The organism is Streptomyces sp. NPDC005878, assembly GCF_040629815.1.
Classification (GTDB): Bacteria; Actinomycetota; Actinomycetes; order Streptomycetales; family Streptomycetaceae; genus Streptomyces.
Genome location: NZ_JBEXWK010000037.1, coordinates 1 through 15,740, shown reverse-complemented (window position 1 = coordinate 15,740; position 15,740 = coordinate 1). Strand labels below are relative to the sequence as shown.

The 15,740-nt window shown below is 71.3% G+C and carries 11 protein-coding genes; 6 read left to right on the top strand and 5 right to left on the bottom strand.

Translation table 11 applies throughout. The features are described from left to right. The first annotated feature begins 73 nt into the window (after positions 1-73). Together ABZ404_RS34660 and ABZ404_RS34655 are read left to right on the top strand one after the other, a co-directional pair. Positions 74-1,564, top strand: a complete 1,491-nt coding sequence (locus ABZ404_RS34660) for a hypothetical protein (RefSeq protein WP_358835725.1) — start codon at positions 74-76, stop codon at positions 1,562-1,564. 127 nt (positions 1,565-1,691) lie between these two features. Then, positions 1,692-2,669, top strand: a complete 978-nt coding sequence (locus ABZ404_RS34655; protein ID WP_358835726.1) for a hypothetical protein — start codon at positions 1,692-1,694, stop codon at positions 2,667-2,669. Between the two features lie 237 nt (positions 2,670-2,906). Here ABZ404_RS34655 and ABZ404_RS34650 read toward each other — a convergent pair whose 3' ends face one another. Beyond that, entirely contained in the window at positions 2,907-4,688 is a 1,782-nt protein-coding gene (locus ABZ404_RS34650; RefSeq protein WP_358835727.1) for a hypothetical protein, read from the bottom strand. A gap of 151 nt (positions 4,689-4,839) precedes the next feature. Here ABZ404_RS34650 and ABZ404_RS34645 point away from each other — a divergent pair, with 151 nt between their 5' ends. Continuing rightward, positions 4,840-5,712: a DUF721 domain-containing protein gene (locus ABZ404_RS34645; RefSeq protein WP_358835728.1), complete on the top strand. Its 873-nt coding sequence runs from the start codon at positions 4,840-4,842 to the stop codon at positions 5,710-5,712. Positions 5,713-5,788: 76 nt separating this feature from the next. Continuing rightward, entirely contained in the window at positions 5,789-6,007 is a 219-nt protein-coding gene (locus ABZ404_RS34640) for a hypothetical protein (RefSeq protein WP_358835732.1), read from the top strand. Positions 6,008-6,139: 132 nt separating this feature from the next. On the opposite strand, the gene ABZ404_RS34635 is transcribed toward ABZ404_RS34640, so the two are convergent. From ABZ404_RS34635 to ABZ404_RS34625, 3 genes are all read right to left on the bottom strand, one after another. Continuing rightward, positions 6,140-6,724 (bottom strand): hypothetical protein, encoded by a 585-nt coding sequence (locus ABZ404_RS34635; RefSeq protein WP_358835729.1) that lies wholly within the window; start codon positions 6,722-6,724, stop codon positions 6,140-6,142. A 290-nt stretch (positions 6,725-7,014) separates the two neighbouring features. Next, on the bottom strand, positions 7,015-7,692 hold the full coding sequence (locus ABZ404_RS34630; protein WP_358835730.1) for a hypothetical protein: 678 nt from the start codon (positions 7,690-7,692) through the stop codon (positions 7,015-7,017). Between the two features lie 287 nt (positions 7,693-7,979). Then, complete coding sequence (locus ABZ404_RS34625) at positions 7,980-8,507, bottom strand: hypothetical protein (protein ID WP_358835731.1); 528 nt, start codon at positions 8,505-8,507, stop codon at positions 7,980-7,982. A 205-nt stretch (positions 8,508-8,712) separates the two neighbouring features. Here ABZ404_RS34625 and ABZ404_RS34620 point away from each other — a divergent pair, with 205 nt between their 5' ends. Together ABZ404_RS34620 and ABZ404_RS34615 are read left to right on the top strand one after the other, a co-directional pair. After that, positions 8,713-9,729, top strand: coding sequence for a transcriptional regulator (locus ABZ404_RS34620; protein WP_358991271.1), 1,017 nt, complete (start codon positions 8,713-8,715; stop codon positions 9,727-9,729). A gap of 538 nt (positions 9,730-10,267) precedes the next feature. After that, positions 10,268-11,863, top strand: a complete 1,596-nt coding sequence (locus ABZ404_RS34615; RefSeq protein ID WP_358837057.1) for an RNA-guided endonuclease TnpB family protein — start codon at positions 10,268-10,270, stop codon at positions 11,861-11,863. 761 nt (positions 11,864-12,624) lie between these two features. Here the strand turns inward: ABZ404_RS34615 and ABZ404_RS34610 are convergent. Beyond that, a complete protein-coding gene (locus tag ABZ404_RS34610; RefSeq protein WP_358837058.1) occupies positions 12,625-15,180 on the bottom strand; it encodes a Helicase associated domain protein in 2,556 nt (851 codons plus the stop codon). Positions 15,181-15,740: the final 560 nt, after the last annotated feature.

Genomic DNA, 15,740 nt, shown 5'->3' with positions numbered 1-15,740 from the left:
ACCTGCCCGGACCGGCCCACGGCAAGGAAGACGCCGGCGGCCGGACCGTGCCCGGGAGAGCTGAAGGCCCCACATGAACGATGCGATCGACCACCCCGAGGCGGCACAGCTCGTCGACTCGCTCGTGGCCTCCGGCGGAGGCCACGTCGCCTACGAGTTCGGGGCCCCTGGTCGAGAGATCGCGGTCGCCGCGGGAGCGCACCTGGCCGCCCGCACGGGCATGCCGCTGACAGTGATCGACTTCCGCCACCTGCTGCCCCAGATCCGCACCACCGTCACCGAGCTGCACCCGGACCTCGCCTGTACTCCCATGTCCGCCAGCGAGGCGGTCCAGCATCCCGAGCGCAACACCGGCGGCGTCCTGGTCGTGCACGCCGACCTCCTGCACGACCCCGGCACTCGCGAGGCACTCCTTGCGCGGGCCGCCGCGGCCGACCGGCTCATCGTGGCCAGCCGCGCCGACATCGACGCATCCGTGCTCCCCACCCTTCCCGGCCCCCGCTTCGCCGTGAGCGCCCGCGCGATGCCGCCCGCCCCTCCCAACGCCTCGAGCCCTGACATCCACAGACGATTCACGGGGGCCATCGGCACGTCGTACCCGGACAGGTTCGCCGAGCTGATGGCTTCTGCAGCCCAGGTCAGGACTCTGCCGCTGTGGGAGGGCAGCGTGCCGGTGGCGCCCGCTACGTGGCCGCAGGCCGCCGCTGTCCTGGAGGCCTTCGCCCGGTCCCGGCCCGGTACGGACGAAGCCGCGGTGCTGCACGCGGTCGCCAGCCTCGACCTCGCGCTGGCCCCGGCCGGGACCGGGCCGGTCGTCGGGGAGTACGTGCGGATGGAGAACCGCAAGGCGCGGGGCATCGCCGCCATTTACGGGCCCGGAGCCGGAAGAGGCATCGACACGATCGAGACGGCCCTGCACCGAGCAGAGACCTGCGAAGTCAACCTGAACCCGTATGCGCAGTGGAGGCAGATCAACACCATCATCGGCGCCCTCCAGCGCGTCCACGGCACCTTCCGAGAGCAGGCTGGCGCCGCCTTCCCCGAGCTGTGGGCCGACAACCACGTGGCGGGATGGTGGAGGCAGACTTCCCTGGCGGCCTGCGCACGGATCGCCGACCTTGGCCTCCAGCGGGCCATCCCAACTTCCGGATACGGCGGACATCCCGGTGTCGCAGCCCTGCGCGACATCGGCCGCGCCGCCCTGGTCTACACGGCCCTCGCCGATTCCCCCGCCGCGCCGTCCACGCTCCCGGACCTCCCCGGGGCACCGGGCCTTCGTGCCGAGGCTGCCGTCCGTGCGCAGAACGCTGAGCGTTCCGAAGTTGCCGAACTTGAGGCGGTCCTGCACGAGGACATCGGCCAGCTTCTTGCTCAGGCAGAGGAGCGGCTCGCAGCTATTCGGCGTGCTGCCGAGGAACGGGCCACAGAGATGCGCGACCGCCAGCTCAGAGGCGCCCAGGACCGCGCGACAAACGGTCACTCGCCCCGCGCTCCGGCTCAGCAGGACCAGCGGCAGTCCGCCGCACACCAGCAGCAGGGCCACCAGCGCCCCGGCCTCACCTAGAAACCCGCCCCGGACGCGCCCCGCCAACCGCGTCACCAGCGGCACACGACCACCGCCCTTCGACCCTTGGGAGACCGCCATCAACGCCATACGCAAGAAGACCGTCGCAGTCGCAGCCGCCGTCCTGGTGGGAGCGGTCGCCTGCAGCACCGCCGAGAACCTCACCGCCGCGCAGAAGCTCGACAAGGCCGTCGACAAGCTCGGTCAGCAGACCTCCCTCTCCTTCGAGCTCGGGCTGGACACCGACGCCGCCACCCTGAAGGCGCTGGACTCCGACGCCGCACCGGGTGAAGAGATGCCCGAGCAGGTCGCCGAACTCCTCGCCGGCGCCCGCGTATCCGTCTCCGTGCAGTCGAAGAAGCCACTGAAGGACTCCTCCGCCACCGACATCACCGGCATGGCGATGAAGGCCTCCGGCCCGGACGGTGACCTGCTGGAGTACCGACAGGTCGGCGACTGGGCCTACCTGCGCGCCGGCGTGAAGCCGCTGGAGAAGGCAGCCGGCAGCCAGCTCCCCGCTCCCGAGGACCTGCCACCCGACGCCACTGACCTCAAGCAGGTCCTCAGCGGCGGCTGGGTCAAGATGCCGGCCGACAGCCTGACCAAGAACACCCCCGGCCAGGAGAGCTCGCCCTCCGCGAACCCCAGCGCCCAGGCCCGGCAGAAGAAGGTCATCAACGGCCTTCAGCAGCTGATCAACCGCGAAGTCCAGTTCGAGGACACCGGGACCAAGGACGGCGCCGACCACATCACCGCCACGGCCCCCTTCCGGACCCTGCTCACCGGACTCTTCGACGAACTCCGCCCGCTCGCCGCGGACCTCCCTCAGGGCGCCAAGCTGCCGACCAGCAAGGACCTCAAGGACGCCCCGGACAAGAAGATCACCGCCGACTTCGCCCTCAAGAACGGCACCCTCAACGAGGTATCGGTGGACCTCGCCCCGCTGGCGCAGACCAAGAGCGACAAGTTCGCCCTCGTCCTGCGCATCGGAAAGGGCGACCGGGCCACCGCCCCCGCCCAGGCCACCCAGATCGACCCGAACGCCCTGACCCAGCAGATCCTCGGAGGCCCCGCCCTCCCGAGCCAGGAGGCGCCAGCCCTATGACCCCCCTGCCGACCCGCTCAGGCGAAGCCGACCCCGGTGACCTGACGCTCGACGTCCAGCACTCCACGGTGATGTAGCCGGGCATGTGGGCGGCCCGTCCCGTTTCCCGCGTCCGCAAGGGCGCAGCGTCGGACCGGGAACGGGTCAGCGTCATGTTCACCACGACGACGGGCCGCCGAAGGAGAGAGCCCAGCCACCTCGCCCGCCCCGGCACGCACCACGGCGGGGTGCGTGCGGCTACCCCCAGCGGCCGCGGGGAGCCTCGGGCACCGGATGGTTCGCACGCCGCCGCAATGCCTCCTGGTCCAGCCGGGCCGCCTCCTGGCCGGCCCTGTCGCGCAGTTCGACCCAGCCAGCGGGCGGAACGGGCTCGAGCACCCGCTCCCCGTCCCAGACCGGCCCCGGCCGGTGCAACGCATCAAGCTGGGCCTCCAGGTCCCGCTCGAGGTCGCTGGTGGCCCGCACGAGCCCCCGTGCGTCCTCGCCGCCGTCGCGCACTTCGACGATGAGGCGGTGGTCGAACAGGTGGGCCAGCCGCACCATCCACCAGCGGGAGTCCTGGTGGATCTGGCTGGACGGGGCGCGGGCCAGGTCCACGGCTGACAGCGCCCCGTGCTCGTCCACCCGGGCCAGCACGTCCCGGTGCAGCGCGGTCAGCCGCGGCCGCTTACGGGTCTTCCGCGCGCTCGGGGGCACCTCCGGGACGCCAGCCCGGCGCCACAACAGGGCGCGCATGCCGACCATGCACGCGTGCTCGTGCCGGGCACACCACGAGCCGTCCCGGCCGGGGGCGTCGACCAGCTCCAGCAGTCCAGGGCACACGTCGCACAACCGGAGCACGACCGGCTCGGCACCGCCGGACCCGTCGCGGTGATCACCCGGCCACCACGGCTGCTCCACCGCGTCCTCGCGGCCGCACAGTGCGCACCCGGATGAGTGAATCGGCTCCTCGGCCAGCGCCGTGCGCAGCCTACGGACCGCACCCCACGGCCACACCTCGGCCGAGCCCTGGTACTGGAGATCATCGGCCCAGCCCAGCGACAGGCACTGCTCGCACAGCCCGACGGGGGACGAGGCCAGCGGTGCACCGCGCGGGGCAACGCGCGCGGCCTCACCCTGCCGCCCGCACCACGAGCAGTTCGTCAGCGGCACGTCCGCCGGCCGCTGATAGGGCACGGTCGCCTTCGCGGAGACGGTCAGATCCCGCTCCTCCTCGAACAGCAGCTTCCCCTCAACCCCTTGGGCTGACCCGAACAGCCGGACGACCTTGCTGCGCCCGGCGAGCGCGAGCCGGGTACGCCAGTGGCCGTACCCGACCATGTCCCACACCCGCTGCCGCTCCCCGCGGTCGCGGGCGGCATCACGCAGGCGCTGTTCGGCCTTGCGCTGCTCGAGCGGGTCGTCCAGGCGCGGCCGGAGATCCACGGCGAGATCGACGTGCAGCAGCGACTCCCGGCCGGGATCGGCGTAGGCGCCCACCGCACGGATCTCCTTGACCCACCACAGCGTCGCATCGGGATCAGCGTTGACCGCCCGGGCGGCCTTGACGACCTTGGCGACCAGCGCGTCGGCGTTCTTACGGGTGGACGGCCTGCGGCCGGAGGCATGGGCCAGGCTCCGCCCCGCAGGCGTCAGCGTCCAGGTCCGGTAGTCGTGGTACTCGCAGTCCTCGCTGCGGCAGTCGTAGCAGTGCCGGGGCTGGTCGAGGTCCTCGGGCGCGGTCAGGTACCCGGCGCCGACGAGAGCGGCCAGCAGCGCCAGGCACCCCTCCCGGTCCAGATGCACGGCACGCTGGGCGTCCTGGACGTGCAGACCGAAGGAGTCGCCGCGCTTGAGCAGGTCACGGATCTCGCGTGTGGCATGGCCCAGCAGCGGAGCATCCAGGTCCACGACCCGCTCGCCCTCCTGCCGCCCGACGCCGCCGAGCGCCATCAGGCCGGGGCCTCTGTCCCCGTCCTCCCGGGCGTACCGGCCCGCCATCTCTGCGAGGAGACCCCCCAGATCCTCCAGACCCTCCACTGAACCCCTTCTCTACGTCCGCTGCTGTACGAGACGCCGGAGCGATCCAGCCTGCCGCTCAGCTTCTGCCGATCCGACCCTATCGGCGCGAAGACCGGGGCCGGACGGGCATGCGCGATCATGGGTCTCCAGCGCGGAGAGGACATCAACCATGGCCCTGACACAACCGGAGTGGTTCAGCGATCTCGACGCATGGTGGACGCCAGCGGTAGGCGACGACGTCGCCCGGCACGTGGAGCCGGTCGGTACGGACGACCGCGGACGCCTTCATGTGCGCTGTTCGAGTCCCGCATGGCGGACGCAGACCCGGTTGATCGCTGCGGTGCTGATCGCACGCATCAACGAGCTGCTCGACGCCGACGCGCAGGTATCGGGCATCATCGTGCAGACCGTCACCGGGCCGGTTCCACAGATCATCCGGGACCGGTGGTCCGACATCGTGGGGGAGGACCTCGCCGACCAGGTGGAACCGGTCAGTCTCGGCGCTCAGGGTCAGGAGTTGTGCACGGTGGCCGCCTCGTCCTGGGCACGCGACCAGGCCGTTCAGCGAGCACCGCAGATCCTGGCCCGGATCCGCGAGCTGATCGGCGCGCAGTGCACCATCACCCGCTGGATCCCCAGCACGCTGAAACCGGTCGTGGTCCTCGTCGCGGCCTCGCCCTCCCTTACCGGCCGGCAGGCCGTCGAGGACGTACTGCTGCAGACCTGGCACGACGCCATTGAGGCGTTCGGGATCGAGCACAGCCTGCTTCTGGAGCACGGGCGCGAGACACAGGCCGACAGCTTCATCCAGGAATGGGCCGCCAGCCTCCAACTACCCGACGGCACAGGCCCGATGTCCGTGTCCTTGCCGGCCGACACAGCACGGCACCACCATCACGCGCAGGACATCCGCGACCAGCAGCTGGCGGCCAGACACCCCGACCTGTGCCTGATTCTGGTCCGCCGCGCCGACGAAGTACTGCCGCTGGAGGAACACGCGGCCGCCGCCGGCATCCCCCTCCAGCGCTGCGTCCTCGTGTGACCTCCGCCCCGTGGGACAGGCGGCTGAGGCCCCCTCTCCGCGCCGTAGGGTGCCCAGCATGAAGGCAGACCACGCCGTGTTCCCGGAGACTCCGATCTACAGTCGCCTCATCGCCGAACGCGGCGACATACCCGCCCGGGCCCGCGACGAAGCCGACCGCCTGCACCGCTTGCAGGAGCAGGTCTTCTCCAGCACGAGCAATCCCGGCCGACCGCAGAAGGCAGGTCAGCCGGGCTCCTTCTTCGACACCGCGCCCCTTCCCCCGAGAACCTCGCAGTCCCCGCCAACTGAGTAGCCGCCGGCAGCGATCCGGGACCGGCTTGGTCTTGGCGGGCTGGCTCCGGCGGCCTCTGCCCGCGCCCGACGGCGCCCCGCCTCCACCCGTTCGCCGGGCGGGCGAGGAACAGAGGGACAGCGGCCCCGGGACCTACGACGTTGCCGCGTCCCGCTGCGCCCGCTTGTCCCGGAGCCACTTGCGCGGGCTGACCCCCGCCGGGCGTTCGCTCTCCCACCGGACCTCGTCGGCGGCCTTCTCCGCCTGGACGACCGCGTGCGCGGTGGCCAGGCGGGCGTACGCGAGGGCCTTGGCCACGGTCGACAGGACGGCGGCGGCGAACCGCGGGTCGTGCTGGTCCGCGGCCGCCACGGCGAACGCGGCGGGGAACCCCATTTCCGCCCGGGAGTTGACCATCTCCCACTCGACGTGTCCGATGCCGTCCACCTGGACGGTCTGGGGGACGAGGAGGGTGGCGTGGGCGCGGACCTCCCGGTACAGGGCGGTGCTGTCGGGGTTGTTGCGGTCGAGGTGGTCCTCGTGGCCGACGGCCACGTGTACCTCGTAGCCGGCCCAGGTGAAGCGGGCGGCGCGCTGCGGGGTGAGACGCACGTCGGCGAGGGGCGCGCCCCACTTCGACGGTTCGGTCTGCCGCAGGCCGGGGTATGCCGCAGCGAGAGCCGCCACGGTCTGGTCGAGGGGGCTGGGCGAGCTGGGCAGGGCGGACTCTTGGGGCACGGCGGGCCTTCCTGGCTGCGAGGGGATGGGTACGCGTCCAGGCCGCACACGGTGGCCGGTGCGTTCGCCTGGTGACGCCATCCCCACTCGCGCGGGAAGCAGAAGAGCAGTGCTCCTAACGGGAGCCATCCCCGCGTGCGCGGGTCAGAAGGCCGGGCTGCCCGGCTGGCATCAGGATGCCACACAGACTTCCTCGCGGGACGCGTCTCTCCACCGGCCGCGGGGGCCTGGGCCTGTAGGTCGGACGAGCCCGCCGACCGCCACTCGCGTGTCAACGGGGTACGAGAACTTCATGCTGTGGGCGTGCTCGCCGTAGCTTCCACCCACCGGGGAACTGCGGGGAGGGCCAGCGCGGCGGCTCCCAGACTCGTCAGGTTCCATCGCCAACCGTGGCCGCCCCGCAGGGAATCGGTTGCTTCGGCGTCAGGTTCCACCCAGCCCCGGGCGCGCAGCCGCTCCATCACGGCGGTCACCTTCCGGCCTTGGTCTCCGCCGGGGCTCCGGCTCTGCTCGCTGGTGTCCCGGATCTCGGGCCCCTCGGTGTGCTCGACGGTGAACACGGCTCCGGCCTTGACCCTCTCGAGCTCCCGGCGCTCCCTCTTAGTCGGTGGTTCGGGCCCGTCGGCGGGACGTGCCACCGCTGCGGCGTGGACGCATCGGTGGCACGTCGCGTGGGTGTCCACGGGTTCACTCAGGGGCATGAGGTGCGTGCGAGTGATGCCTTCGCACAGCGCCCGGCCTGCCGGGTGCTGCCGACGGGCGCCGGTGAGCAGATCGATGGCTGCTGCAGCGTGCCGAAGAGGGACGTCCACCATGAAACGGGCGTCCGTCCGTACGGTCAAGGCGAACGGTGCCGCAGCGGTGATCCGCTCCCACAGCTCCCGTTCCCTCTCCTGCCAGCGGCGCCGCTCCTCGGCAAGTTCCCGCTCGTAGCGTGCGAGCGCTTCGCGCTGGTCGATCAGCAGCACTGGTTTCCTCCCCGGCGTGTCGTTGCCGACGAGCATGCAGGTGCGGCCCCCGGGCGGCCAGCGAGTCACGGTTTCCCGGAACAATAGGTCCGGAGTGCCCTGACAACGCCGGCCCGCAGGACACCCATGAGCAAGGCCGACGGCGAGAGCATCACCACGGACCGCTACCCGGAGCCGGAGATGCGCTAATACGCCGCTGCCCGCGCCCCTGGTCCGCCGCTCGCCAGCCCCCGTAGAGGGCGAGCCCGACCCGCTCGTCGACGGCGGCCACCGTGAGCTCCTCGTCTTCAGCGGCCGAGCCAGTGCCGCTCGACGACCATGTCGTCTCCCGCGTAGCGGTGCCACAGATGGGGGCCGACGCCCGGCCAGGCAGGGATCCCGGGCAGCGGCGGGCGGCCGGCCCGTTCGGCGTCGTCGGCCAGGATCCGGGCGAGGCTGGCCCGGTACTCCTCGTTGCCCCGGTGCCCGCGTTCGACGTCGGCGAGGACCTGCCGCAGCGGGTGGGTGCGTACCTCGATCCGGCCGCGGTGGGTGGTGCGGGCACTGTGGGTGAGGATCTCAACCCAGGACCAGGCGTCCAGCCCGCGCGCGAACGCGATCCGGTCGATGTGGTCGGCCAGGGGCCCGCCCCGGTCGGTCCAGGCCGCGTACAGGCGCACCGAGCCGTCGGGCTGGGGCACGTCGGTGCGCACCAGCGTCTCGGGCCCGGCCGCGGCGAGCGCACCCTCGACCACGGCTTGTTCGACCGGGCCGCGGCTCCCGGTAGGCGCGAGACCGGGCCGCGCGGGCGCGGGCGGGGCCGTGAGGACGGGCACGGGCAACTCCGGCGGCGGCGAGTAAGCGGGCAGGGCTCCGCATCCTCAACGACGAGCCAGCCGACCGGTCACGGCCCCGCAGGCGAATCAGTCGGCCCCGCCCGGGCCCGGGCGCCCCGGACTGCCCGTACTCTCCCCGCAGACGACGGGGCGCGCACGGCCGATTCGTGCGCCCTTCTCGGGCCGTCCCGCTGGCCGTAGTGTCATGACGACGCCGCAGTCGGCCGCTGACGGCACCCAGGGAAAGAAGGGGCCCGATGTGAAGCGACGGAGCATGCTGGCAGCGGGAGTTGCCCTCGGAGCCGGTGCCGTCGCCGGACCCGCCCCGGCATGGGCGGCCGCCGAGACGGGACTGTCCGCCGGCGACATCGAGGCGGCCCGCCGGCTGTTCGCCGCCGGCGCCTACACGCGGCTCGACGAGGTGCTGCCGCTGCTCCTGGCCGCCGCGCACAGCACCGAGCAGACCCCGGCGAGCGCCGCCCGGGCCGCCGCGGTGTGGGTGCTCGCCTCCCAACTCGCCGTCAAGCAGGGCCACACCGCCCCCGCCAGCACCTACGCGGAGCGGGCCGCCGCCGCGGCCCGACGCTCCGGCGACCCGGTGGTGCTCGCCGCCGCGGCCCGCGCGGCCGCAACGCCGCTGCGCCGCACCGGACGTACGCACGAGGCCCTGCTCCTGCTGAACGAGGCGCGCACCCACCTGCTGGCCAGCGCCCGGCCCACGGCCGCCGAGCTGGAGGCAGCCGGCCTGGCGGCGCTCACCGCCGCCTACACCGCCGCCCAGGCCCACCAGCCCGCCACCGCCCGCGACTTCGCCGCCCAGGCCGAAGAGAACACCCTCCGCCTCGCCCGCCACCCGCACACCGCCAGCCGCCCCCGGGAGCTGACCGCCAGCCAGTGCACCCTGTACGGGATCGGGATCCACCGCCACCTCGGCGACGTTGACACCGCCCTCGCCCACGCCCGCCAACTGCGCCCCGCCCACCTGCCCACCGCCGAGCGCCGCGCCCGCGCCGCCACCGATACCGCCCGCGCCCTGCTCGACGCCAGCGACACCGTCGGCGCCTTCGCCCAGCTGCGCCTCGTCGAGCTCGCCGCCCCGCTGGAGGCCCGCCGACCCTCGGTACGCGCGCTGACCGCCCACGTCGCCGAGCTGCGCCCCGATCTGCCGGGCCTGAGCGACTACGTGCACCGCACCTTGGCGTCCCCCCTCCGACCTGCGTAAATTTCAACACGAACCCGCCCGGCCGAAGGCCGCCTGGCGCCCAGAGCCGTCCCGCTTCACTGGGCTGCGCCTCCCGGGCCGCCCGGATCGCCGCGGAGGCCCGGGCGGGCTGGACGTGCCGCTGCGCTTGGCCATGGCCAGCGTCCGCTCGCTGCTGGCGTACACCACCGAGCATGATCGACTCGCGCCTCCCGCCTGAGCCGTTGCGGTCATCACCCGGCCACCACGGCTGTTCTCCGCGTTCTCGCACCCGCAGCGCGCCCCTGGACCTCTGGGACCGGGGCGCGCGGGCTTAGAGCTGTCGCTTTCCGTCACGCGGAACGTGCGGGCAACTCCCGGCGCCAACCCTTGAGACCTTCACGCCAGGCCAGTGCGCCGGGCCCAGTTGCGCCACCAGGCTCTCCATCAGCAAAGCAGACGCACCCATCCGATCAAAGGACGAGCTTCGGTGAGCGACAACCTGCCCCAGACGGTCCGCTTGGGGACCCCTGCGCGGCAGCGTCCGGCTGGGCAGTCACCCAAGGCGACGACATCGCATATGCGGGCGTTCCGCCTCACCCTTGACCCGACCCCGGCTCAGCTCGCCGACTTCAACCGCCATGCTGGCGCCTCCCGATGGGCGTTCAACCACGCGCTCGCCATGAAGCGGGCCGCTCACCAGGAATGGCGCAGCAAGGTCGACGCTCTCGTCGCCGAGGGCATGCCGGAGGCCGCTGCCCGCAAGGCGGTGAAGGTGAACATCCCCACCAAGCCGTCGATCCAGGCACACCTCAACCGGATCAAGGGCGACAGCCGCCGACCCACCGAGCTAGGCATGTACGGACCTCACCGCCCGTGCCCTTGGTGGTGGGAAGTGTCCACCTACGCCTTCCAGTCCGCGTTCATCGACGCCGACATGGCCTGGAAGAACTGGATGGACTCCCTGACCGGCAAGCGCGCTGGTCGTAAGGTCGGCCACCCTCGGTTCAAGAAGAAGGGCCGCGCCCGCGACTCCTTCCGCCTCCACCACCACGTCACCAAGCCCACCATCCGCCCTGACGGGTACCGACGCCTCAACCTTCCCCGGATCGGCTCGGTCCGCCTGCATGACACCAACAAGCCCCTGGCCCGCCTCATCGACCGCGGCCAGGCCGTCATCAAGTCCGTCACCATCGCCCGCGCCGGCCACCGCTGGTACGCCATGATCCTGTGCGAGGTCCACCAGCCCGCCGCCGCAACGACCCGAGCCCAGAAGACCCGCGGACGCGTCGGCGTAGACCTCGGCGTCAAGGTCCTCGCCGCCACCTCCAAACCCCTCACCCTCACGCCCGGAGCCGCCGAAACCCAGCTCATCCCCAACCCCCGCCACGCCGACCAAGACCGCCGACGCCTCACCCGAGCCCAGCGCGCCTACGCACGTACCCGCAAGGGCTCCACCAACCGCGCCGACGCGGCCCGCAGGATCGGCCGCATCCAGCATCAGATCGCCGAACGCCGCGCCACGACTCTGCACACCCTGACCAAACGCCTCGCCACCGGCTTCGAGACCGTCGCCGTGGAAGACCTCAACGTGAGCGGAATGACCGCCACCGCTCGAGGCACCCTCGCCCAGCCCGGCCGCAAAGTGAAGCAGAAGGCCGGCCTGAACCGCGCGATCCTTGATGCCGCTCCTGGCGAACTCCGTCGCCAACTTACATACAAAACCGGCTGGTACGGCTCTCACCTTGCGGTCCTGGACCGCTGGTGGCCCTCCAGCAAAACCTGCTCAGCCTGCGGGTGGCGAAACCCAAGCCTCACGCTCGCCGACAGGACGTTCAACTGCCACCAATGCGGCCTGAGCCTCGACCGAGACATCAACGCCGCACGCAACATCGAACACAACGCCCAACCCGTCGCCTCTGAGAGAGGGGAGACGTCAAAAACGCCCGTCGAGGGAGCACAAGTCCCGCCGGCCAAGCGGACGGAAGGCAGCACCCAGCGAAGCGGGAAGACCCGGCCACGGCCGGGCCACCCCCGAGGAGTAATCCTCGGGTCACCCACACCGCGCGACACCCGTCCACCCCGCCACTCGGACGTGGCCCACCAACTCAATAGCGACCACCGCGCGGAAAAACATGCAGGTCAAGAAGTGTCCGACCCATGCGTACGCGGGTGACTCGCGGACGCTCAAGCGGCACGACAAGCTCGCCGGAGTCCGACCCATGCGTACGCGGGTGACTCGCTGACAGGGGGACACCACTTCGGGCACTATGAGTCCGGCCCACACGTGCGCGGGTGACTCGGTGATCCTGCGCGGGCCCTGCTCGGCCTGCCGGTCCGCCTACGCGTGCGCGGGTGACTCTCGGGGTAGAGAGTCGCACGTCGGTGATCATCAGTCCGGCCCACGCGTACGCGGGTGACTCGGATGCAGGTTGTCCAGGGCTGGCGGATCGTGAGTCCGGCCACGTGTACGCGGGCGACTCGAACTACGAGAACGGACGCTCCGAGACCAAGCCGTCCGGCCCACGCGGGTGACTCGCCCACGCCGATGCGCTCCCACGCAGGGGAGCCGTCCGGCCCACGCGTACGCGGGTGACTCGTTGTAGGGCAAGCCGGAGACAAGTTGACGAGGGCAGTCCCTGCCCACAGAGTGACCGGCTTCTTACAGGGCGGCCGACCAGCGGCCATGTGAGAGCGTGGTTTCTCCGTGAACACCAGGACAGCGGGTCGCCGCGGATCACGGGCTACTACCTGACAGGCACCCTGTGCCGATGACCGCGGGGCCCAGCGCCCGAGCGCCGCGCCAGCCGCATGCCGACTTGCACTGAGCGCAACCGGTCCCGATTTGCACTCAGCGCAAGTCGTCGAACCCTAGGGCAAGTTGCGCTCAGTGCAAGTCGGCCGCTCCGGCGGCTGCCCGGGATCCGTGACAGTGGCTCAGGCGAACAGCCCGATCGAAGCGGCCTGCTCGTACTGGTCCTTCGGCAGCTTCGCACGGCGGTTGCGCGTGTTGCTGCGCCACACGCCGACCTGCAGCACGTGATGCACCCCTGCCTCGTCGACGACCGTTTCGCGATGGGCCCGGGGGATGCGCACGTGGCCCTCCCGCTGCCAGTACTGCCGGGCTGCGGCGAGGTTGCGCTCCCAGCTGCTGGCCTCCGCCGCCAGCAGCACCCCGCCCCCGCTCGTCTCGGCAGGCAGAGCCACCGGGACCGCCGGCTGCACCCCCACCTCGAGCAACCGCCGCTGCTGCTCCTCGCTGAGCCGGCCCCAGTCCTTCTGCTGCTGAAGGAGCCACAGGCCGATGTCATCGCCGAACACGAGCATCCCGGGGCGCAGGTCCGCCAGACTGGCCCCGCCGTCCAGGCAGGCCTTCAGACCGGCGTAGTGGCGCTGCCAGGCGATCGGCCACTTCGGATTCCAGTCGGGATCGATCGCGCGCAGCAGCCCATCCCGCGCCCGGGCCCGCTCAACGTTCTTCCCCAGCCCGCCGGGCTTACGGAGATTCTCCAGCTTCTGGCCGATTGCCCGGCCGTCGATGACCGCTTCCCGAGGAGCCGCGAGCGTCCCGTACATCTCGAAGTACCGGCGCGCGCAGGACACCCACACCTCGAAAGCCGCGTCATGGACCGACCACACCATCCCCAACGCGTTGAGCATGTCGAACCGCCACGGCGCCAGCACCCCCTCCCGCTGCGCCCGACGCTGCTCACTGACCCACCCGCCAAGCGCGTAGACCTCGTCCTCGTCCTCGCTGTCCGGCACCGGCACCGTCGCGTCCAGCGGCACCTTCGCGTGCCCGTGCTTGTCGACCCACCGGCGCAGAAAGTCGTAGCCCGTCAGCCAGAGCTCGGAGTCGGGCTGCAGGATCCGGCGCTCCACGAACCGCGCGATGAGGTCCGGGTCGCGGGGAGTGGAGAACTTCAGCAGCTGCTCCCACATCTGTGCCGCGCGCTGCTGGCTCTCCTCGGCCTGGACCTGGTCGTCGCCCTCGCTGCTGTCGCCCGGGTCACCGGCGTCCTTCGCTCCGGGCGGGGTGACGGGGTGGGGGTCCAGGCCAGTGACGTCCTCGCTCTCACCGCGGCCGGTGTGCTCGGTGCGCAGCGTGAGGCGCTCGATGAGGCCGTCCCCGTGTGAGCGCAGCCCTTGCAACACCGCCACCAGCGGCCGGTAGGAGGGCGAGGTCAGCATGTCGTCCGGCTTCTCCCCGGGCTGCAGATACACCGGCACCACGATGCGCGCGATCTTGCCCTCGCCCGGCGCCTGGCGAAGGGCCCGCCCCACGTTCTGCACGATCTCCGTCGCACTGCCGCGGGTGTCGGCGAACGCGACCCCGCCGACCCCTCGGCGCCCGCGGATGTCCTGCCCCTCCCCGACGGCCTTGCAGGAGGACAAGATCGAAAAGTCCGTTTCGCGCCCCTCCTCGTCCACCCCGTCCCCGAACCGGTCCATGACCAGCCGCCGTACCTCCAGCGTGTGATCCCCGCACAGCCACTCCGCCGACACCCGCTCCGGATACCGCTCCGGATCGCCGGCGTGCAGCTCCGCCGCGGTTTCCGGGAAAGCCCGCGCGAACGCCATCGCGTCCACGGTGCGATTGTGGAACGTCATCAACGACTTCACGCGCACCGCAGCGGCCAGCTTCAGCAGCGCCGCCTGCAACACCGCCAGCCGGCGCCCGCGCACCGCCTCATCGTCCGCGTCCGCCTCCGGCGGCTCGGGATCGGCGATCTCCAGCACATCGACCTCAAACCTGGCCAAAGTGCCCCGCTCCACCGCCTCTACCAGCCCATACGTGAACGCCCGCTTCCCGTACACCGCCTCATCGTCCATCGACACCACGAGCCGGTCCCTCCGGCCCGCCCGCCCCTCGGGCACCGCCCAGATCTTCGGCGTCGCCGTCAGATACAGCCGTCGATCCGCCACGATCCTCGTGTTGTCATGCACCGCCGCCCACGGCTTCGCCGCATCCCCCGACGTATGGTGCGCCTCGTCCGCGACCAGGAGGTCGAACGGCTCCAACTCCTGCCCGTACGCGCCCAGCAGCGCCTGCTCGATCGGCCCAGGAACGTCCTCACCGTCCTCCTGGCGCCAGCTGAGCGACTCGTAGGTGGCGAACACCCACACCGGCCCCCGCCCGGCCCACAGCCCCAGCTGCGGAGGACTCGTCGTGGCCCGCACCCCGAACTCCGCGAACGCCGCCCTCGACCGCGAGACCACCGCCACCGCCCGCCCGGAGAACCCCGCGGCACGCCACGATGCCGCCGTCTGCACCAGCAGACTCCGCCACGGCGCCAGCCACAGCACCCGGCCGCCAGAAGCCACCGTCCGCGCGGTGCCGAACCCCACGGCCGTCTTGCCCGTACCCGGCGCCGAGACCCCCAAGGTCCGAAGCCCCGCCGCCGGAATCGGAGCACCGGCCGGCAACTCCCGCGCAGCCGCGGCGATGTGCTCCTCGATGTGGCGCCATTCCGGCGCCCCGCCACTGCTCATCGGTCACCCCACGGGGAGGACACGAACGAGAGCATCATCGGTCACCGCCTTGCACTTGTCGATCTTGACGAGTTGATCAGTGGTGACACCCAAGGCCTCATTTCCCCAGACCTTACCCGCTGATGCATCACCGGATTCTGTGTATACTGGTGACCTCAATCTACTACCGCAACCAACTTCCTCGCAGGGTTTCCCGCCCACAGTTGCACAACCAACCGAAAGAGTGAGCAACCATCAAGCTGGCGTCGGCATGTCAGTGCAACCATCACAGGGCAACCACCAACCAAGTTGATGGTTGCTCACAAGGCAACTACCTGAGCAACCATCAAACATCCTGCACCTAAAGAGTCCACCCGCACCCCTCCCCGTAGCCAGCCGCCTTTTCCTTGAGAGCAACGACCCGAGGGGGCCAGAGACTAAGACCAGAGCAACCATTACTGACCCGATGTCGACTGTAGTTGCTTCTGAACCGCGTAGCGGATCAGAACCGGGACGCCGTCGGCGTCCAATGCACCCGCTGCGTAGCAGCGGCGCGTCGTGTCTGCGTAGCAGACCGCGCG